This window comes from Paenibacillus sp. FSL P2-0322 (assembly GCF_037975315.1).
GTDB lineage: Bacteria > Bacillota > Bacilli > Paenibacillales > Paenibacillaceae > Paenibacillus > Paenibacillus polymyxa_B.
This window is the reverse complement of sequence record NZ_CP150243.1, coordinates 1,535,064-1,555,057: the sequence shown is the minus strand read 5'-3', so window position 1 is coordinate 1,555,057 and position 19,994 is coordinate 1,535,064. Positions and strand designations below refer to the sequence as shown.

Annotated in this window: 19 protein-coding genes, 6 tRNA genes and 1 riboswitch; of the genes, 8 read left to right on the top strand and 17 right to left on the bottom strand. The window is 44.7% G+C overall.

The window, feature by feature from the left end:
• Window positions 1-24: 24 nt before the first annotated feature.
• Window positions 25-1,035, bottom strand: a complete 1,011-nt coding sequence (locus MKY24_RS06870; protein WP_211201801.1) for a SagB/ThcOx family dehydrogenase — start codon at window positions 1,033-1,035, stop codon at window positions 25-27.
• A gap of 20 nt (window positions 1,036-1,055) precedes the next feature.
• Window positions 1,056-1,628, bottom strand: a complete 573-nt coding sequence (gene cysE, locus MKY24_RS06865; protein WP_071639949.1) for a serine O-acetyltransferase — start codon at window positions 1,626-1,628, stop codon at window positions 1,056-1,058.
• 514 nt (window positions 1,629-2,142) lie between these two features.
• Between cysE and MKY24_RS06860 the strand changes: the two genes are divergently transcribed.
• A complete protein-coding gene (locus MKY24_RS06860) occupies window positions 2,143-2,685 on the top strand; it encodes a PadR family transcriptional regulator (protein WP_071639948.1) in 543 nt (180 codons plus the stop codon).
• Window positions 2,686-2,698: 13 nt separating this feature from the next.
• Window positions 2,699-3,907, top strand: coding sequence for an MFS transporter (locus MKY24_RS06855; protein WP_071639947.1), 1,209 nt, complete (start codon window positions 2,699-2,701; stop codon window positions 3,905-3,907).
• A 133-nt stretch (window positions 3,908-4,040) separates the two neighbouring features.
• Here MKY24_RS06855 and kdpC read toward each other — a convergent pair whose 3' ends face one another.
• The 4 genes from kdpC to MKY24_RS06835 all read right to left on the bottom strand — a co-directional run bounded on the left by kdpC (window position 4,041) and on the right by MKY24_RS06835 (window position 9,344).
• The gene (gene kdpC / locus MKY24_RS06850; RefSeq protein ID WP_339201639.1) at window positions 4,041-4,772 is read right to left on the bottom strand and encodes a potassium-transporting ATPase subunit KdpC; all 732 of its coding nucleotides are present in this window, start codon (window positions 4,770-4,772) and stop codon (window positions 4,041-4,043) included.
• 19 nt (window positions 4,773-4,791) lie between these two features.
• Window positions 4,792-6,822 (bottom strand): potassium-transporting ATPase subunit KdpB, encoded by a 2,031-nt coding sequence (gene kdpB / locus MKY24_RS06845; protein WP_023987606.1) that lies wholly within the window; start codon window positions 6,820-6,822, stop codon window positions 4,792-4,794.
• A gap of 37 nt (window positions 6,823-6,859) precedes the next feature.
• Window positions 6,860-8,536 (bottom strand): potassium-transporting ATPase subunit KdpA, encoded by a 1,677-nt coding sequence (gene kdpA, locus MKY24_RS06840; protein ID WP_068939857.1) that lies wholly within the window; start codon window positions 8,534-8,536, stop codon window positions 6,860-6,862.
• Window positions 8,537-8,948: 412 nt separating this feature from the next.
• Window positions 8,949-9,344, bottom strand: a complete 396-nt coding sequence (locus MKY24_RS06835) for a hypothetical protein (protein WP_023987603.1) — start codon at window positions 9,342-9,344, stop codon at window positions 8,949-8,951.
• A gap of 115 nt (window positions 9,345-9,459) precedes the next feature.
• A riboswitch (cyclic di-AMP (ydaO/yuaA leader) is annotated at window positions 9,460-9,632 on the bottom strand.
• A gap of 466 nt (window positions 9,633-10,098) precedes the next feature.
• Here MKY24_RS06835 and MKY24_RS06830 point away from each other — a divergent pair.
• Window positions 10,099-10,584: a glutathione peroxidase gene (locus MKY24_RS06830; RefSeq protein ID WP_023987602.1), complete on the top strand. Its 486-nt coding sequence runs from the start codon at window positions 10,099-10,101 to the stop codon at window positions 10,582-10,584.
• A gap of 144 nt (window positions 10,585-10,728) precedes the next feature.
• Here the strand turns inward: MKY24_RS06830 and MKY24_RS06825 are convergent.
• A tRNA-Leu gene (locus tag MKY24_RS06825) sits at window positions 10,729-10,811 on the bottom strand.
• A gap of 262 nt (window positions 10,812-11,073) precedes the next feature.
• On the opposite strand from MKY24_RS06825, the gene MKY24_RS06820 reads away from it, so the two are divergent.
• On the top strand, window positions 11,074-11,811 hold the full coding sequence (locus MKY24_RS06820) for an urease accessory UreF family protein (protein ID WP_028543043.1): 738 nt from the start codon (window positions 11,074-11,076) through the stop codon (window positions 11,809-11,811).
• A gap of 296 nt (window positions 11,812-12,107) precedes the next feature.
• Window positions 12,108-12,356, top strand: a complete 249-nt coding sequence (locus MKY24_RS06815) for a hypothetical protein (RefSeq protein WP_013309254.1) — start codon at window positions 12,108-12,110, stop codon at window positions 12,354-12,356.
• 96 nt (window positions 12,357-12,452) lie between these two features.
• Here MKY24_RS06815 and MKY24_RS06810 read toward each other — a convergent pair whose 3' ends face one another.
• The 6 genes from MKY24_RS06810 to MKY24_RS06785 form a co-directional block, all read right to left on the bottom strand.
• On the bottom strand, window positions 12,453-12,836 hold the full coding sequence (locus MKY24_RS06810; protein ID WP_013309253.1) for a helix-turn-helix transcriptional regulator: 384 nt from the start codon (window positions 12,834-12,836) through the stop codon (window positions 12,453-12,455).
• 94 nt (window positions 12,837-12,930) lie between these two features.
• Window positions 12,931-13,305: a helix-turn-helix transcriptional regulator gene (locus MKY24_RS06805; RefSeq protein WP_069079636.1), complete on the bottom strand. Its 375-nt coding sequence runs from the start codon at window positions 13,303-13,305 to the stop codon at window positions 12,931-12,933.
• 185 nt (window positions 13,306-13,490) lie between these two features.
• Window positions 13,491-13,946 carry a MarR family transcriptional regulator gene (locus MKY24_RS06800; RefSeq protein ID WP_023987598.1) on the bottom strand — a complete coding sequence of 152 codons (456 nt, stop codon included), beginning with the start codon at window positions 13,944-13,946 and terminating at the stop codon, window positions 13,491-13,493.
• A 163-nt stretch (window positions 13,947-14,109) separates the two neighbouring features.
• Window positions 14,110-14,192: transfer RNA gene (locus MKY24_RS06795), tRNA-Leu, on the bottom strand.
• Between the two features lie 15 nt (window positions 14,193-14,207).
• Window positions 14,208-14,283, bottom strand: a tRNA-Lys gene (locus MKY24_RS06790).
• Window positions 14,284-14,369: 86 nt separating this feature from the next.
• A tRNA-Glu gene (locus MKY24_RS06785) sits at window positions 14,370-14,441 on the bottom strand.
• 244 nt (window positions 14,442-14,685) lie between these two features.
• Here MKY24_RS06785 and MKY24_RS06780 point away from each other — a divergent pair.
• Window positions 14,686-15,447 carry a DeoR/GlpR family DNA-binding transcription regulator gene (locus MKY24_RS06780; protein WP_013309250.1) on the top strand — a complete coding sequence of 254 codons (762 nt, stop codon included), beginning with the start codon at window positions 14,686-14,688 and terminating at the stop codon, window positions 15,445-15,447.
• 69 nt (window positions 15,448-15,516) lie between these two features.
• Entirely contained in the window at window positions 15,517-16,392 is an 876-nt protein-coding gene (locus MKY24_RS06775; RefSeq protein WP_339201638.1) for a Cof-type HAD-IIB family hydrolase, read from the top strand.
• A gap of 178 nt (window positions 16,393-16,570) precedes the next feature.
• Here MKY24_RS06775 and MKY24_RS06770 read toward each other — a convergent pair.
• The 3 genes from MKY24_RS06770 to MKY24_RS06760 all read right to left on the bottom strand — a co-directional run bounded on the left by MKY24_RS06770 (window position 16,571) and on the right by MKY24_RS06760 (window position 17,305).
• Window positions 16,571-16,659: transfer RNA gene (locus MKY24_RS06770), tRNA-Ser, on the bottom strand.
• A gap of 1 nt (window position 16,660) precedes the next feature.
• Window positions 16,661-16,736 (bottom strand) — tRNA-Asn (locus MKY24_RS06765).
• Between the two features lie 44 nt (window positions 16,737-16,780).
• Window positions 16,781-17,305, bottom strand: coding sequence for a SprT family protein (locus tag MKY24_RS06760; protein ID WP_279831782.1), 525 nt, complete (start codon window positions 17,303-17,305; stop codon window positions 16,781-16,783).
• 144 nt (window positions 17,306-17,449) lie between these two features.
• Between MKY24_RS06760 and cmpA the strand changes: the two genes are divergently transcribed.
• The gene (gene cmpA, locus MKY24_RS06755) at window positions 17,450-17,584 is read left to right on the top strand and encodes a cortex morphogenetic protein CmpA (RefSeq protein WP_007429337.1); all 135 of its coding nucleotides are present in this window, start codon (window positions 17,450-17,452) and stop codon (window positions 17,582-17,584) included.
• Between the two features lie 103 nt (window positions 17,585-17,687).
• Here the strand turns inward: cmpA and MKY24_RS06750 are convergent, their stop codons facing one another.
• Window positions 17,688-19,910: a Tex family protein gene (locus MKY24_RS06750; protein ID WP_175405250.1), complete on the bottom strand. Its 2,223-nt coding sequence runs from the start codon at window positions 19,908-19,910 to the stop codon at window positions 17,688-17,690.
• Window positions 19,911-19,994 lie beyond the last annotated feature (84 nt).

The window sequence follows — 19,994 nt, the reverse complement described above, 5'->3', positions numbered from 1 at the left end:
CCTGCCGAGGTTCCATCGTTCTATTTACTTGAGCCCAACTTCAATGGAATGCAGCATAACCTGACTGGAATTTAGTTTGAAATATTTTTTAATTTTACGGAAATTCATATCACCAATAGAACACAACCCCACCTGCTCCAGCTCAGCTACTTGGGTCAACAGTTGCACCATAATTCCACAGTCAATAGCGGCATACAAATAGCCCATTCCACCATATTTCGGCATTGTAACCTCGCTGTTATAAACCATAAATACAGAAAAAGCCGATGTGCTAAATATTTCTTGATTTTGGGCATAATGCGCTTCCTGTGTGATAACACAGGCGCTGCTTACCATTTGAAGCATATTACGTACAGGATTATAGTAATATAAACCAGCCTTCACCTTTTCTATCCGGGCATCTTTTACATAAATGAATATATCAATTGGATATAGGCCGCCATCGGTTGCATAGAAATAGCGAATCTCCCGATCGGTTATAGTCTGTTTAAAAACAGAGATTAGCTTTGAAAATGTTTTAAATGGAAGTTTACGGTTTATATCAAAATTACGAAAAGATCTACGATTTACAATTTCTTCCGGAAAAGAAACATCCTCTAAGGGAAGATCGTACTCCATAACATTCGAAAATGTGCGTTCAAGCTTTTTTTGTTTGAAGCGATTGTATCGTTCCGGATCGATGAAAGTGTCTTCGTGGTGAGGGTTGTGTACGAGATAATTATGTGGATAAAGAAGCTCTTGAGGGGATAATATAGAACTTACTAATATACGTTCATTAATTAGATGTTTAATAAAATCAACAAGAAATTCCTGATTTAAATGAGAATAATGCTCGATAAGAGATTCCAGCTTTATACCTTTTTGCGTTATATAGTACAATTCAGGAAATAGTTCAAGTGCTATACCAGAGAATACTGAATGCTCAATTTCAACGGCGTCCTCTGTTTTACACCAACGAACGGATGGAGACCAGAAATAATCAGCTTCATCCTGGATTAATTTAGACAATTGAACAGGGATTTGCTTATGCATCATAGTTCCTCCTCTAAATATGATCATTTAAAATATCTGACCACTGACTTAATATGCTGGTTGTTTTTTATGATTGAATATCCGTTCCATTTCACTATGCCTGCCGAAACACCAACAACGGTACAATTGGCGGGAACATTTTTTAATACTACTGCACCTGCTCCTATTTTTGAGTAATCGCCAATTTTGATAGGGCCCAACACTTTGGCCCCAGCACCTATGACAACCCAGTTTCCAATAGTAGGGTGTCTTTTCCCCACATCTTTCCCAGTGCCTCCTAAAGTAACATTCTGGTATATTGTCACATTGTTCCCTATTACAGCGGTTTCACCTATTACAACTCCAATACCATGATCTATAAAAATCCCATCCCCCATGTTCGCACCTGGATGTATATCGATTCCCGTAAAAAAACGGCCCCAATTAGATAATATTCGTGCAAACAAATACAAATGAACCTCAAAAAGTAAATGGGATAAACGATAGACTATCAAAGCATGAAAACCTGGATAACATAATACTATTTCAATCCAACTATGTGCTGCTGGATCCATTTCTCTAATAAAGCGGATATCCTTGATCACCTTGCTTAACATTTCGGATCACTCCCCTTGCAGAAAGTACCTTTCCGATGTAAATGTAAGCATCATTATAAACTGCTCATATGTTCCCTCCTTTCTAATAGAAAACATTAATAACTATACATTTTTTAAAAAACATAAAATACTAAATATTTAGTATGTTTCACAAGAAATATTCTACCTCCATATTTTCGTAAAGTAAATATGAATTTAATGTTTTCCAGGTTAAATTTATATTCGCAAACTATTATAAATTCATCAGACTTTATCAGTAAAAAACTATCCTATAATAAAGGGATTATTTGGACCGCTTATCTAACTCCGATGTTGAGGCCAACCATAGTGTCTCCAAGGCCAAAGCCGATTAATTTCGTTAGTATGGCTCTCCTTTTGATGAGGTACAGTGAGGAATGTATGTAGGGAATAAACCTTTACATCATTAGATTGTAATGATATAATCCGACTATAATCCTTTACTAAATATTTAGTATAAAACATTTAGCAATAAAGTTATGGAGGAGATGTCATCTTGAGTACGACACGTGTAATGGTTCTTGGGCTCTTGTTACAATATGGAGCAATGTCAGGATATGAAATACAGCAGAAAATGCAATCAGCACAAACGGATAAATGGGCTTATGTGCAACCAGCTTCCATATATCATGCCTTAAAAAAAATGGATTCAGAAGGAATTGTACAGTTAGAAACATTAGAACAGACAGGGAACCGGTCCAAAGCTATATATGCTATCACGAAGGCAGGAAAAAATGAGTTTAGTCGGCTTTTAATCGAATCATTTAAAGAATCTTCTGTTGTGTTTCCAACAGCACTGTACACAGCTTTAACTTTTATGGATGAGGCTGGGCTCCATGAAATTGAAGAAGCTTTAAGTTTTCAGCAGCAAGCCATCGAAAAAATCTATAAGGAAATGAAACTAGGGCAAGAACAAAAAGCTGAAATTATGGATATCCCCGTAAACGTCATGTTAATTTTCAGAAATATTTATGATCAATGCGAGCTTCAATTAAAATTTGTTAAACAAATTAAAGAGGAAATCAGAAGAAATTTATGAGGAGGATGTAATAATGAAACTGAGTAAAGGAGCACAAAATAAGCAAAAAGCTGCACTAATTGTTGTCGGATTAGCTGTATTCATTGATATGTTAATCTATGGATTAGTCGTTCCCATTTTGCCAAGATATGCAGATTCTCTGGGCGCAACTCAAACTGAAATAGGATTTTTATTCAGCAGTTATGCAATCGCATTATTTATAGCTACACCTGTTTTTGGCCTATTAACAGATCGGATTGGGAGAAAGACACCTCTATTATGGGGGTTAATTGGACTCATAGCCTCCACTTTAATGTTTGCCATAGCCCACACGTTCTGGCTGCTTGTAGTGGCACGCGCTTTTCAGGGAATTGCAGCCGCAATGACCTGGACAGCAGGACTCGCTCTCTTGGCTGATCTATACCCTTCTGAAGAACGTGGTAAAGCCATGGGCTTGGCATTATCCGGTCAAGCCGCCGGAACCCTTCTTGGACCGACAATTGGCGGTTGGTTGTATCAATGGGGAAGTTACCAGCTTCCTTTTTACTTTGCCATCTCCTTGGCCGTCATCGATGCTGTACTTCGACTAATTCTCCTGCATGATATTCCGGAAGCGAAAAATGAAAAGTATATTTCCCCTTTCTCGTTCATGAAAAATAAAGATTTGCTTTTGGTTATTGGAGTGGTGATTATCGGCGCATCCATCCCAAGCGTACTTGAGCCAACATTACCGTTACACCTACAGCACAATTTTAGCGCTAACCCAGGAATTATTGGATTATTATTTGCTATTCCCACGCTTGCTTATGGCCTGGCAACACCTTTTATAGGACAGTTTTCTAGTAAAATCGGCTATAAAAATGGAATTCTCCTCGGTCTACTTATGGTATCCATTGCACTTCCTCTGACTGTACTTCCAGCAATATTATCGCTTCAAGCTGTTATTTTAGCTGTTTTAGGAGTTAGCATGGGTATGGTCCTTGCTCCCTGCTTACCTCAACTTGCTGATATCTCTCAACGAAGTGGAATTCATTCTTATGGAATTACTTTTGCACTCTATAACACGGCATACTCAATTGGCCTAATGATCGGCCCTATTTTGAGCAGTACTCTCACGGATCTAATGAATATTAAGTTCTCTTATTTAATCATAGGTATTATTGTATTTATATACATGTTCGTACTCGCTTCAGCCTTAAAGAAAGCCAAAAATTCATCAAGCAATGTAAAGCTAAGTAAATAAGTGAACAAGAATTCATATCCTCATAAGGAATAAAACATTTTCTTGTATATTTTTCTATTTTAGAGCATTCCAATTCCTGAAAAAAAGGTATCCCTCAAGCTTATCGCTCAGGAATACCTTTTTTTTGATCCATCTATGGCTTGGCAGGCTGCTCTACCTTCATTTGCGCCTCAAGCGCGAGATTCAGCTTGAGCACGTTCACACGCGGCTCGCCGAACACCCCGGCGCTGCGGCCTTCTGTCTGCTCCTGCACCAGTGCTCTCAGTTGATCCTGCGGGATACCCGTCAAGCCACTAATACGCGGAATTTGCACCCGTGCCGCCTGTGGCGAGATGTGCGGGTCCAGACCGGAGCCGGAGTTCGTAATCAGGTTCACCGGAACCTGACTGACGGGTACATCCGGGTTATGCTTCTGCCAATCCGCAATAGAGTCCTTGACTCGTTGTATCAAGACTGGATTCGATGGCGCGTAGTTACTTGAGCCTGAACCAGCCCCATTGTAATCAACGCTCGATACCCGACCTTGAAAAAACGCCGAATCGGCAAAGGACTGCCCAATCAGTTCGGAGCCGACCACCCGCCCCTCCGCGTCACGAAGCATACTGCCGTTTGCTTGCTGTGGAAACAGAACCTGTGCTACTCCTGTACTGACTAGCGGATATGCCAAACCGCACAAGAGAATCATCAGCACTGAAGTTCGTAAAGCCACTCCAATAACTGTACTTCCTCGCATCTCTTGTCTCTCCGGTTGTCCTTCCGACACTGTCCCGGTCCCTGTACGTTTGTTATGACCTTGCCCGCCAGATTCGGCTTTTTCGTGCGCAGCAAATCTGCGTCCAGACATCATCCGATAAAAACCACTCATGTCGTTCACCCTTTCTGCGCTAAATCCACAAATGCACCAACAAATCAATGGCCTTAATGCCAACAAACGGTACGACCATACCGCCCAGACCGTAAATCAGCAAATTCCGTCCCAGCAGGCGATCCGAGCTCATCGGCTTATACTTCACGCCCTTCATGGCCAGCGGAATCAGAAGCGGAATAATAACCGCGTTAAAGATCAGCGCCGACAAAATAGCGGACAGCGGGGAGCCAAGCCCCATGACGTTCAAAGCGCCCATTTGTGGAATGGCCAGCATGAACATCGCCGGGATGATGGCAAAATATTTGGCAACATCGTTTGCAATGCTGAACGTTGTCAATGCTCCGCGCGTCATAAGCAGCTGCTTGCCGATCGCGACCACCTCAATAATTTTGGACGGATCGGAATCTAAGTCCACCATATTAGCCGCTTCTTTGGCCGCGACTGTGCCGCTATTCATGGCAAGACCGACATCCGCTTGCGCCAGCGCAGGTGCATCATTGGTGCCGTCTCCGGTCATAGCAACCAGCTTACCCTGTTCCTGCTCACGTCGGATAACCGCTATTTTGTCCTCCGGCTTGCTCTCAGCTACAAAGTCGTCCACACCCGCTTCTCGTGCAATTGTAGCTGCTGTCAGTGGATTATCTCCGGTACACATGATCGTACGGATACCCATTTCCCGGAGCTGATCAAACCGTTCCTTCATGCCTGGCTTCACTGTATCCTTCAGATAAATAATGCCGTATATCTGATCATCCAGCGCGACTGCCAGCGGTGTACCTCCTTCAGAGGCTACCTGATTCGCTATTTCCTCCAGATCAGCTGGAACACTGCCGTTTTGCGAGACGATCCATTGCCGAACAGAATCCACCGCGCCTTTGCGTACCTTTCGTCCATCGGCCAGATCCAGACCACTCATCCGGGTCTCCGCCTTGAATTCGATAAAGGTTCCACCTGCTGCCAAGGATGCATCCAGCGTATGCTCCTGTTTGCGCATCAACTCGAGAACCGAGCGACCCTCTGGCGTCTCATCCTTCATAGAGCTAATCGCTGCCCACTTCACTAACTTTGCCTTCTCCACGCCCTCTACAGGCACGAATTCACTCGCCATTCGGTTCCCGAAGGTGATTGTACCTGTTTTATCCAAAATCATCGTGTTGATATCCCCAGAAGCTTCTACCGCCTTGCCTGACATGGCCAGCACGTTAAACTGGGTGACCCGGTCCATACCGGCAATCCCGATGGCTGACAGCAGTCCTCCAATCGTGGTTGGAATCAGACAGACTAGCAACGAAATCAGCACAGGAACAGGCAAATCAATGTTAAAATGACGGGCAATCGGCGCTAGCGTAACCACTACAATTAGAAAAATAATCGTTAAGCTAATCAGCAAAGTGTTCAGTGCAATCTCATTCGGCGTTTTTTGCCGCTGTGCGCCTTCCACGAGCGAAATCATTTTATCAATAAATGTCTCGCCCGGCTCTGTCGTAATCCGCACCTTAATCCGGTCACTGACCACTCGCGTCCCGCCGGTTACCGAGCAAAAATCACCACCCGATTCCTTGATGACCGGAGCCGATTCGCCCGTAATTGCAGATTCATCCACCGAAGCCAGACCTTCAATGACCTCACCATCGCTTGGGATCATTTCGCCCTGGGAGACAATAACCACGTCCCCCTTACGCAATTCGGTTGAGCTAACCACCTGAATGTCATTTCCGATGAGCTTGTTAGCTTGCGTATCCTGCTTGGATTTTTTTAAAGAGGCAGCTTGTGCCTTACCCCGCCCCTCCGCGAGCGCTTCGGCAAAATTAGCAAAAAGCAACGTAAACAACAGAATAACAAACACGGCCAGGTTAAAGCCCATTTCCTTGCCAGTTCCAAAATAACCGGGAAGCAGTAACATTAGCAGCACGACCAATGTACCGATCTCCACGACGAACATGACAGGATTCTTCATCATAATCATCGGATTTAATTTTATAAAGCTATCCTTGATCGCATGCTTCAAGATGCTTCTGTCCAGCATGTGTTTGCGTTGTTCCTTCATGATCAAACACCCCGTTCATCCATTCTCATTTTCTTCTTCACATGGTCAAAAATTCAGCAACAGGTCCCAATACGATAACGGGTAAAAAGGTCAACGCACCAATCAGCAGCACGACCCCGATCAGAATGGCTCCAAATAACTTGTTGTCCGTACGCAGTGTCCCCGTCGTCACCGGAGTCGGTGCTTTGGCATTCAATGAAGCCGCCACAGCCAACAATGCAATCATAGATACATATCGTCCGAAGAACATAACCAGCCCCGTTGTCATGTTCCAGAATACGTTGTTATCCGAAAGACCTTCAAATCCCGAACCGTTATTTGCAGCAGATGACGCATATTCATAGAGCACCTGAGTCAACCCGTGATAGCCAGGGTTAGTGACCGCGTCGTATCCCCAATGACTCATAAACGCAAGCGCAGTTGGGGCGAGAATGAGGAACGGATGTACCAAAATGGCAATCGCGATCAGCTTCATTTCCTTGCCTTCAATTTTCCTTCCCATAAATTCCGGAGTTCTCCCGACCATCAGTCCGCATATAAACACACCCAGAATCGCATACATCAGCATATTCATCAGCCCGACACCCTTGCCGCCAAAAATGACGTTTAGCATCATTTCTCCCAAAGCAGCCATGCCACCCAGTGGGGTTAGTGTATCATGCATATTATTGACCGAACCTGTCGTTGCCGCTGTTGTGACCGCAGTGAATAAAGCCGATTGTCCAATGCCGAAACGAACCTCTTTCCCTTCCATGCTTCCTTGAGAAGCATCCACACCCAGTGTCTGGATTAACGGGTTACCTGTCTTTTCAGACACGTACGTAATAGATAGAAAAATAAGAAACAATACCATCATGGAGCTAAAAATAATCCAGCCCTGCTTACGATTACGGGCAAACAATCCAAAGGTATACGGCAACGAAGCCGGCATTACCCACATTGCCAAAATTTCCAACACGTTCGTCCAAGGACTTGGATTTTCAAAAGGATGCGCAGAGTTAGCTCCCGCATAACCGCCTCCATTCGTCCCCAAATGCTTGATGGACTCCAGAGAAGCAATGGGCCCCATAGAAATCTGCTGCTGTGTTCCGCTCAGCGTCGTAAGATCCGCCGTAGGCTGTAGCGTCTGTGGTACCTTCAATCCAACCAGCACCAGCGTAAGCACAAAGGCCAGCGGCAGGAAAATCCTTATAATGGCTTTAATAAAATCTTGAAAGAAATTGCCCATCCCTTCACCGCGCCGCGTCAATCCTCTCATAAAAGCCGCAGCAACCGCAAAACCGGAAGCAGCCGAAGTGAACATCATCATCGTGACGAACGCCATCTGTGTCAGATACGTAAGCCCGCTTTCTCCGCTATAATGTTGGAGATTCGTATTCGTCATAAAGCTGATTACCGTATTAAAAGCTAGTGATGCTTCCATATTACTGTTTCCAGCCGGATTACCAGGAAGCATTCCCTGTAAACGCAACAGCAAGTAGCTGATCGCCACAAGCACGACATTCGTTGCAATGAAACTCATAACATACGTAGTCCAACGCATGCTCTCCAGCTTCTTCAATCCTACTATCTTATAAATCAGCTTTTCTGTTCCGCCAAAAATCCGATCCGTCCGATTGGGTTCATTCGAGAATACATGATACATATAGGTGCCCACTGGCTTTACCAAGAGCAGCAATATGACGATCACAATTCCAATTTGAAGCAGCTCCATCCTTTATTCCTCCTTCAAAATGCTCCTGCGTTTGGAACAACAGACCTGCTTCCAGAGCACCAATTGTGTGCACACGTTTGCGAAAACCCGCTACCTATGATGCTTAATATTCAGATCTGTTGTTCCCGCCCGCTCTATCCCCTATAGCTGACTAGAACTTTTCAGGGTTCAGGAGTGCGTAGATTAAATACATAAACACAATAGCCGTAAGCCCAAGTATAACGATCATCCTCTTCGTCCTCCTTTAGAGGTCTGCGCATCACACCAGCGTACAAACAGCAGTATCACTCCATAACTCACAGCCATGACGAGCAGCATGTATATATCCATCATGTTTATACCCTCCGTATCGGTCCTCAGATCGCCATTCTTATTTGATCATAAAATCATAAAACAACTATGTTATAAGTGCTTATCCGTTCAGCAGAAAACCCACCTCTCCGTTCAATGTGTAGATCACATGATCCGCTCCCAATCCCCGATAAATTCCTTGTGGATTACAGCCGTGCGTAATAACATAGATCGATTCCGATGTTAGCGGCCGACATATTTGCAGGAAACGGCACGTCAGATTCAAGCTGTTCTCGAACAAATACACACTACCAATTTCTTTTTTTGGAAAATTCCATTTTCCCGCTTGCATGGTATTGATGCGGACAATGTGCTCCACACCCATTTTTTTGAGCTGTCGTTCCTCCTGGGCGCTATTCGTGAGAACTGCAAACGCCAATTTTTTGAAAATAAGCAATTTCACAAAACTTCTGCCCGCTTCATTCGGTGCAGTGACAATAATTAACCGACCTTCCATCAGTAGCTCCTCTCCCGGTATAAAAAGACAACAAAAAGAAGCCGAAGGAAAAAGGCTTTCCTCCGGCTTCTTACATATCCATGATAAAATAAACCATGGCTGCACACGGCGGTTTGTTGCCTCTCCCTGTACGCTTACGAGGTTAGCTGTCGGATTCGGACGTGAGAGTCGCCCTATTTCTGGCACTTGACCTGAAAATTCACCCCATGAGACACACGGCTTCCGAAGCCGTACAATCTCGATTGGTTCCCCCGCTTTTGCAACTGCAAAATTCAGCGCTATAGACATTTCGTTGTTGCTTCATTCAAGTTAATTTGAAATTACGTCTTGAATCATACACCCGCGCATGGAAGACTGTAAAGCTCAACTGCGGGGTTATAAATCGGCCTTTAGAGCCTAGGATATTAATAATAGCGCTTACAATGCAACTATGCTTCTCACAGCTCCTTCAATCTCTGTTTTTCATCCCTTTTCGAAAATGACAAGCATGTCAATATTGGCGTAGGGTAGGGCGTTTTTGGCCTTTTTTTGTAAAAAGAGAAGAAAATACGCTATATGTACCAGCTAAACACCGATTGAACCCGCTTTTATAAGAAGAAACACCTTAATTCGCTCCATTTGCGGTGCGATTTACTGTTTTGAACAAAATACGATTTTACAGCGGCTAAAGGCTTGATACAGCTTTTCAAAACTTGCAACCTCGATTTTAATTGCTTACAATTTAATTGCTGAATATTGAATAAGGAGAGATACTATGACCGTTTATGAATATGATGCGCACACCCTGCAAGGGAAACAAATTCCGTTATCCACATATGAAGGGAACGTTCTGCTTATCGTGAACACTGCCAGCAAATGTGGGTTAACCCCCCAATACAAAGCGCTACAAGAGCTATATGACCAGTACCATGAACAGGGGCTCGAAATTTTGGGATTTCCCAGCAACCAATTTGCCAAACAAGAGCCAGGTTCCAGCGAGGAGATTTCCGAGTTTTGCCAGATCAATTATGGTGTTACCTTTCCGATGTTCGCCAAGACAGATGTCAATGGCGATCAAGCGCACCCCTTATTTCGTTACCTGACCCAAACTGCTCCGGGGGTATTAGGGTCCAAAGCGATCAAATGGAATTTTACTAAATTCTTAATTACACGAGAAGGTAACGTATTTAAGCGCTATGCACCGCAAACCACTCCAGATAAGCTGGCGGGAGATATAGAGAAGCTTTTGCAGCAAAACTGACATCCTTCTTTATCACAGTTAATAAACGACCGGTTGTCTACCGTTGTTCTGTGGCAAAAGGATATAACGAAAAATGCTTAACAAAAAAGCATCCCTTCACGTAAACCGTGTCAGGATGCTTTTTTAACTGAGTCTTGCATATAATGCGGTCGAGAGGACTCGAACCTCCACGGGCGTACGCCCACTACCCCCTCAAGATAGCGTGTCTGCCATTCCACCACGACCGCAAATCATAATGTAATGAGGCAACAGATTTATTATACTCTCTCATCAACTATTTGTAAACAAAAATATAATAATTATTTTATATGTTATTTTAACTAACATATATGAGCGATAAGAATATTTAATTTGACACAAAAGCTACTTAAATGTAAATATATATTACATATATTTCGAATATCTTTCGTCCCCCCAAGTAAAGAGTGAAATAACGTAACATAAGGATTCACTTCGAGGAGGCGAACCACCCTGCATAAAGGCAACCGCTTGCTGAACTATGCATTATTGTTGGACCCTTCCCTACCTGTTGGTGGCTTCACCCGTTTCAACGGACTGGAGAAACTATCCCGTAACGGACATTTGAACAGTCTACAAGACCTGGAACATTACATGCTGGATGATTTGTATCCTCAATTTACAACCGTTGACGGCATGGCTATCAAAAGTCTGTATGTCGCCATCCAGCAGAATGACAGTTGGCGGATCGCCCTCATTGATAAGATGCTGCATACCCAACGTCCCTCCTGGCAGCATGTGAAGGAGTTTCGTCTATCCGGTCAGCGTCTACTCAAGCTCGCTAAGGCTCTTTATCCTTGGCTTGAATTTGACCAGTTGGAATCCATACTCATTCAATACAATGCGATTGGCACACTCGCTACCGTTCACACCTGGATTAACTTCCTCCTCGGAAACGATGTAGAACAGACCGTTCACGGCTATCTTAGCGCAGCGGTGTCCTTCTGTGTGGAAGATGCCTTCAAACTACTCAATCCTCCTTATGAGGAAAAGAACCCTCTTATGGAGCGTATGACAAGCGAGCTCCTCTCTGCCTGGAAGAAGCTTAACCAACCTGAGCCAACTGCATCTCAGCGTCGCTTTCTTCACAGACATTGGTCCAGCTCCTACATCACTCTACCTCTTTATATGAGCCATAATAACCAATTGGATGAACCTAGACTGTTTTCCTCCTCAGGTCTATTCAAACGCCTTCCAGCATCCCCCTGATGCGTCGTTTCGCCAATGTGGTCACAACACCAAAAACACTCTGTCCCTTTCCTCAGGTGGCAGAGTGTTTTTTATCCACATATAATCGCAATTCACAGCATTAGCAGACTCTAGACGGATTATCAGAACCACCTAGCACTTAATTAAGTAATTAATTCAACAAAATGACGCATTTACGATTGTAAAAACACGTATAAAAGTGTATCATAGTGTTAGATGGTTAATTCTAACATGTTTACTGATGATTATTATAACACACCAATTATTCCGCAAGAATCCGTAAGGGGCGATTTCTCTTGAATAACAAAATGCCTGTCACCTCCTTCGGGTGGGCCATCAAACAACGGCTTGTCGAACTTCGACTGGATCAGAAAACATTTTGTGAGACACACAATATTCCGCCTTCACGCTTGTCCAATCTGATTCACGGCACCCGCAAAGCACAAAGGTACAGAAAACAAGTTGCTGCAATTCTGAACATCGACGATAACGACTATAAGGAGGCACCGCACTCTAAACCTAACAAGCATTCCAGTTACATATAGGTCATTCCATATCACCAAGAAACCAAATAGACCCGTAAAGCGAACCCCACTCGTTCGTTTACGGGTCTTCAACCCAGACGATCTTTAGCCAAAAAATTATTCCGGCTTTGTTTTATCCTTCTCACTTTTTTGCTTACGGTATTTTGCAAATTCAACATATTCTAAAATAAAATTCTGTTCTTCCGTCTCAAGATCTTCTGCCTGGCAATTCAGTGGCCCCATCACTCCAAAAAAATAAGCAGCCTTCTGCTCCTGAAGTACGCCTTCTCCTGGCTTAATCCCTTTCATTAACCAATCGAGCGATACATTAAAAAAGTCCGAAATCTGAATCAAATGGGTGGTACCCGGCGTTGTTTTACCCCTTCTCCAATCACCGAGATTCCCTGAACTGATTTTAAGTTTTTCACAAAATGCCTTCTTGGTCATTCCGCGATCCTTAATCAAAGCTTCAATCCGCTGATAAATAGTTTGATCTCCCAAAATGTTTCCCCTCCGACACAGTAACTTTTTCTGAAATAATTTTCATTTTTCAAGCCTTACTCATTAGTAATCCTCATCAAATCCTAAGCAACCATTACCTCATAGTAGAATTGCGCTGGTTTTTCTCTTTACGAAAGCGGGTAAATTCAATATACTCAAGTATAAAATTTCTTTCCGCCTCACTAAGCGGTTCCCCCTGGCAATTCAGTTGCCCTGAAGCGCCAAAAAAATAAGGGTCTTGCGACTCCTTTAGCACCTCACCCTGTACATCTCGACCCAGCATGATCCAATCCAGACTGGCATCAAAAAACGAAGCAATTTCAATGAGTTTATTCGTGCCCGGCGTCGTTTTTCCTCTTTTCCAATCCCCGAAGTTCCCTGTACTAATGCCTAACTGCTGGCAGAACGCCTTTTTCGTCATTCCCCGTTCCTTGATGAGTTCCTCAATGCGATGGTAAATAGATTGCATAGAAGTTCCTTCCTCCCTAGCAGGCTCTCAAATAACGATATCATGTTCTCTGTTCCCATTTCAAAGATCACGTATGCTAAAATTACCGAATTATGTATGTTGGTTTCCATTATACCACAACACGCAACAAAAACCGCCTGTTTTCCGAAGAAAGGGCGGTCTTTAAGCCAGTTCACTTACGCCAATCACGTAGCAGAGTTGTCGATTTTAAGTAAGATATGCTTCAATTCATTCAAAGTTTCACTCAGATGCAATAAATCTTCTTCTGGCAAATACACCAGTCTTTCTTGAATTTTATTGGAGAAGGTATGAAATACCTGTTCACAAAAAGCATCGCCTTCCTGTGTAATCGCCACATTCACGACTCTGCGATCCGAATCACACGATTGGCGGTCAGCCAACCCATGCTCCACCAACTTATCCAGAAGAGGAGTCATGTTTGGACGTGAGACATTAAGTTGTTTGGACAAATCGGATACTGTAGACGAACGCACTTCACGCAGAAGCATGAGCACTTGAAAGTTATTAGGCGACAAGTGTAATGGGAAATCGAGCGGACCGTAGGTGAAAAATTTCTTCTTCACAATCGGAAACAAGCCCAAAATATTTTCTGATATATTTCCTAACAGTTGAGTGTCCATATTTTTCACCGTCACTTCATAAGTTTATACTTATCATTCTATAACATTATGGCATTATATTATACTATGGAATCATTATTTCATCATAATCATTACTTTATTACATCACTACACAAATAAAAAAAGCCTCTACCGCGAGAGACTTTTCCGTTTATTCCATTGATGCGGTCGAGAGGACTCGAACCTCCACGAGCGTACGCTCACTACCCCCTCAAGATAGCGTGTCTGCCATTCCACCACGACCGCATAACAAAATATAAATGGTGAGCCATGAAGGACTCGAACCTTCGACACCCTGATTAAAAGTCAGGTGCTCTACCAACTGAGCTAATGGCTCATGCTGTTCATCCAAGCTGTCCGCCATTAGACCAGACCTCAGGAATTTCCCTTAAGCATGCAACATGTAGTCTATAAAGACAACAATGACCCGTAGGGGATTCGAACCCCTGTTACCTCCGTGAAAGGGAGGTGTCTTAACCCCTTGACCAACGGGCCTTATTATTATACGCCAACTTGGCGACAAGAAAGAGTATATCAAATAGAATAACGAATGGCAATACTTATTTCTAAAATTTTTAAAAAAGCAGTTTTTATAAGCACAAAATTCGCATTTACTTACAATACCTTATCTAAAATCACTAAAATCCTGAAAACAGAGATTAATGATTGCAATATCACTTGTATTTACTTATAATCACTTACGAGATACCGAAATAATTATATATCAGAGGAGCTTTTTATGTATCAGGAAGAACGAATGTTAAAAATCGTTGATTACTTACAGCTTCATAAGCGTATTTCGGTGGATGATATTTGTGAATTTTTTAATGTTTCACGAGATACGGCCCGTCGAGACCTCGTAAAACTTGAAGAGCATCAAAAAATTATTCGCACCCGCGGCGGCGCTCTTCTCCCTACACTTCATCACGATCCAATTGGAAATTATAATGAAAGACTACTTACTGTATCCGAGGAGAAACAAGTGATCGGACAGCTGGCTGCCAGCATGGTACGAGATAAGGATCGTATTATATTGGATTCCTCTACCACCGTACAGGCGTGTGCAGAAAGACTGAATGTGCAGGAATGTTCGGTCATCACCAATTCAATCAATCAGGCTGACGTGCTATCTGGAAAAGACGGTGTCTCCATTCATCTGCTGGGAGGCCGCCTGCAAAAAGAACACCGATATGTATATGGCTCCTCCGTGATCGCCACTTTGTCTCACTATTTTGTAGACAAAGCCTTTATCGGGATTGGTGGTATATCTGCCCACGGACTAAGCCTGATTCATGAAGAAGACGGCATGCTAAAGCATCAGATGATGAAACAGGCAGATCAGGTGATCATCCTTGCGGACCATTCGAAATTCGGAATCAATTTTCCATATCGTTTTGCCGATCTGTCTGAAGTTAATATCGTGATCACCGACAGATTGCCAGAACCAGCGATGCTGGAAATTTTGCAACATTATGATGTGGAAGTTGTTGTACCCTCATAAAATATGAAACTGCTTAGCTAGAGCTCAAGATTTATCACAGAGATATCGAAAGACAGGAGCTGGAGAGAAATGAAACTGTTTGCGATTGATATGGATGGAACACTGCTGAACGAGGAAGGAAAAATAAGCAAAGTGAACGCGGAGGCTATACGCCAAGCACAGCAGCAAGGCGTTCAGGTGACAATTGCCACTGGTAGAGCTGCTTATGACGCCTGGACGAAGCTAGAGGAAGCAGAGCTTGTAACTCCCGTCATTGGAGCAAACGGCGCAACCGTACACGATGTGCATCGTCGTCAGTTAACCTCTACTCCTATGGGCCGCAGTGAAACGTTTGAAGTGCTGAGCTGGCTGCATGACAACGACTTTTACTATGAGGTCATGACAGACCGCGCTATTTATTCTCCACAAAACGGACATCAGCTGCTTGCTGTTGAAATGGACCGCTTGCTGAGCTCCAACCCGGATATTTCGCTGGATACTTTATTACATGCAACTGAAAAACAATATGAACAGACCGGACATACTCGCATCGCTTCATATGAGGACATTCCACTGGATGTAGAGATTTATAACGTGCTCTGTTTCTCCTTTGATCAAGCCAAATTGGATTGGGGCCGTGAACGTTACCGAGGTTTTCAGGGCCTGAACATGGTCATCTCTTCAGACCGTAACTTTGAAGTCGAGCATAGGGATGCGTCTAAAGGTAATGCATTGCGTTATCTGGCGAATCATCTGAGCATTCCCATGCAGGAAGCCGTAGCGATTGGGGACAGCTACAACGATATCTCCATGCTGACGATGGTAGGAACAGGCATTGCCATGGGCAATGCAAAAGACGACATCAAGGCCGTCTGCTCCGAAGTGACTCTGACTAATGCAGAAGATGGCGTTGCTCATGCTCTGTTGAACATACTCAAGACAGTCGAGGCTGACAGCGTGAAATAGAAGTTATTGGCTGCGTACAAGACAGGCTAACGTCGCTTCATGCTGTACGAAGCACGTCCGCCTCTCCATTTAAACGATTTCAGTCCACCGTTATTCTCAAAGCAGATATAGACGAAAAGGACGCTCGCAAGCATCATTACAATGCATACGAGCGTCCTTTTTCTGCTTAAAATACCAACGGAGAGAGAGGGATTCGAACCCTCGCACCGCTTTCGCAGCCTAACCCCTTAGCAGAGGGTCCCCTTATAGCCACTTGGGTACCTCTCCATGGCTCCCCGAACAGGACTCGAACCTGTGACAACTCGATTAACAGTCGAGTGCTCTACCAACTGAGCTATCAGGGAACATTACTGTAAATTATCATACAGTATGGTTAATTTACCATGATTCAGGGGGTGCCGTCAAGTGCCAACAGGCGAAGCTTACCTCCACACTTCCCACAGCGATACCGCTGAGGATTCATCTTACGCTTGCGCATATACTCCTGTTTACAGGAAACGCATACTAGCTTGTAACGATAAGGCCGAGGCTTACGTTCCGTTCTTCCTGGCAGAGTCTGACAATGCCTGCTCCCTCCTACACGGGCAAGCCATGCTTTGAAGTCAGCATCTCGATGCTGATAGCCCATCCCTCGCAAATGTAAATGATAATGGCACAGCTCATGCTTAATAATTTTCTCCACCTCAGAACGTCCGTAAGCTGCGAGTTGATGTGGATTAATTTCAATATGATGACTTTTCATAAAATACCTACCGCCTGTGGAAGACAGGCGCGCATTAAAGGTGGCTTGATGTCGAAACGGCACACCGAAGCTCTCCAGCGAAATGCGCTCTACCCATTCTTGAAGCTCTTCATTACTCATAGAACGGCTCATTGAATGGTTCATTGAATTGCTCAGGGACTTGGACTCCATCCTAACAGTCTCTCCTCCTTTGCTCCTTACTGACAAGCATATTATAAAATAATGACCGAAGTCTAACCCCCAATTCATAAGCACACTTTAGGTACCCACCCCATATGCTAAACATACAGAAGTAACGCAGAGGAGGAGATCGGCTTGCCTCAATGGCTCAGCAACCAGCTCATGCGGGCCTTTTACAAAAAGGACCGGCGCCAAATTAAACTGTTGAACGATTGTTGGTTTTTTTATCATAAAGCACCTGGCGTGGAGTTCGATGCCAACAACGGTTAGAAGCTAAGGCATCCAAAAATGAAAGCCGGAATCTCCGATCAGTTCGGAGATTCCGGCTTTTGTTATACCTTCACAAGAAGGTTGTACAGCTTTATTTAAAGTATTATGCCTGCGATTGCGCCTCTGCAGGAGGTTTCATCGTCAGACCAACCCTGCCTTTTTTCAAATCAACATTTAACACCCACACCGTCACGTTATCACCGACAGATACGACATCCATCGGATGCTTTACGAAGCCACTGCGCAGCTGTGAAATATGAACCAACCCGTCACTTTTAATACCGATATCGACAAATGCGCCGAAATCAATGACATTGCGGACGGTTCCCTGAAGCTCCATACCCGGTGAGAGATCCTCGATCTTCAGCACATCCTTGCGGAATACAGGCAACGGCAGCTCGTCACGCGGGTCACGGCCCGGACGCTGGAGACTGTCCAGAATATCCTTCAGTGTTGGCACGCCGACTTCAAGCTTTGCAGCCAATTCGTCAATGTTGGACACGCTCAGTGCTTCCATTGCAGTCTTAGTACCCAGATCGTGGGCGCTGATGTTCAGTTCCGCCAACAGGCGGTCTACGACAGCATACGATTCAGGGTGAATCGGTGTACGGTCCAGCGGATTTTCTCCACCCGGTATACGGATAAAGCCTACAGATTGCTCGTAGGTTTTTGCACCAAGACGCGGCACCTTCTGCAACTGACGACGGTTGCTGAATTTACCGTTTTCCTCACGGTACTTAACGATGTTTTTGGCAATCGTCGCATTGATCCCCGCTACATAGGATAACAGCGCAGAGGAAGCCGTATTCACATCCACACCGACATGGTTAACGGCTGATTCGACAACGTCCTTTAAGCTTTCATCCAGATGTTTCTGCGACACATCATGCTGGTATTGGCCTACACCAATAGCCTTCGGCTCAATTTTGACCAGCTCAGCCAGCGGGTCCTGCACACGACGTGCGATGGAAGCTGCACTGCGCTCGGCCACGTCCAAATCTGGAAATTCCTCCTGTGCCAGCTTGGAGGCAGAATATACACTCGCGCCCGCCTCATTGACGATCAGATACGCTAGACTGCTGTCACCAATGTCCGCGATGACTTCCGCTACGAATTGCTCTGTCTCGCGCGAAGCGGTTCCGTTACCAATGACAATCAATTCGATACCGTATTGGGCAATTAGCTGCTTGAACTTTTCAGCAGCCTCGCGCTTCTTGTTGTTCGGCGGTGTCGGATACGTCACAGCCACTTCCAGCAGCTTGCCGGTGTCATCGACAACCGCCAGCTTACAGCCTGTCCGATAGGCGGGATCGACACCGAGCACACGTCGGCCCTTGATCGGAGCCTGTAGCAACAGACTGCGCAAGTTGCCTGCAAAAATGGAGATGGCCTGCTGCTCGCCCTTCTCCGTCATTTCAGCGCGTACTTCACGCTCGATAGATGGCGCGATAAGTCTTTTATACGCATCCTCAATGACACTGCGCAGCAGATCTTGCACGACAGACGACCCTTTAATCACTTGGCCAGCCACGTAATTGTAAATGGAATCTGGCGCTACCTCCAGACCAACCTTAAGAATGCCTTCCCGCTCCCCGCGATTAATCGCCAGAATACGGTGAGGTGGCATTTTCTTAGCGAGCTCACGATAGCTGTAGTAGTTCTCATACACGGATTCTTGCTCCGCGTCCTTCGCTTCGGAGGTCAACATACCATGGTCCAGCGTGTATCGGCGTACCCATTGGCGAATAGACGCATCATCCGCTATATTTTCAGCTAAAATGTCCAAGGCTCCTTGGATGGCCGCCTCGGCGCTGTCCACTCCCAGTTCCGCATTAACATAAGACTCGGCTTCTTTCAGGGCATCGCCCTGTTTCGGCTGGCTCCAGATCCAGATGGACAGCGGCTCCAGTTCCCGTTCCTTCGCTACACTGGCGCGGGTTTTGCGTTTTTGCCGATACGGACGATACAGATCCTCCACTTCCTGAAGTTTAACCGCAGAGGTGATAGCAGTCTGCAGGTCTTCCGTCAGCTTGCCCTGCTCATCAATAATGCGGATGACCTCTACCTTACGATCCTCCAGATTACGCAAATACACCACACGATCTTCAATTTCACGCAGCTGATTTTCATCCAGCTCTCCTGTCATTTCCTTACGATAACGCGCGATAAAAGGAATTGTATTCCCTTCATCCAACAAACTGATCGTTGTCCGGATTTGCTTGAGTGCCAGCGACAGCTCTCTCGCCACTTGTTTGACAATCCGCTCTTGGCGTTCTGCTTCGTTCGGCTCCTGCCGGATTTCCGTCTTCGTTTCCTCGTTAGACAAACCTATCCCTTCTTCCTCACAGCTCTTGTCGTACACCATGTCTTTCATTATCACAAAAAAAGATTCAAAGCGCCAGCAGGTGAC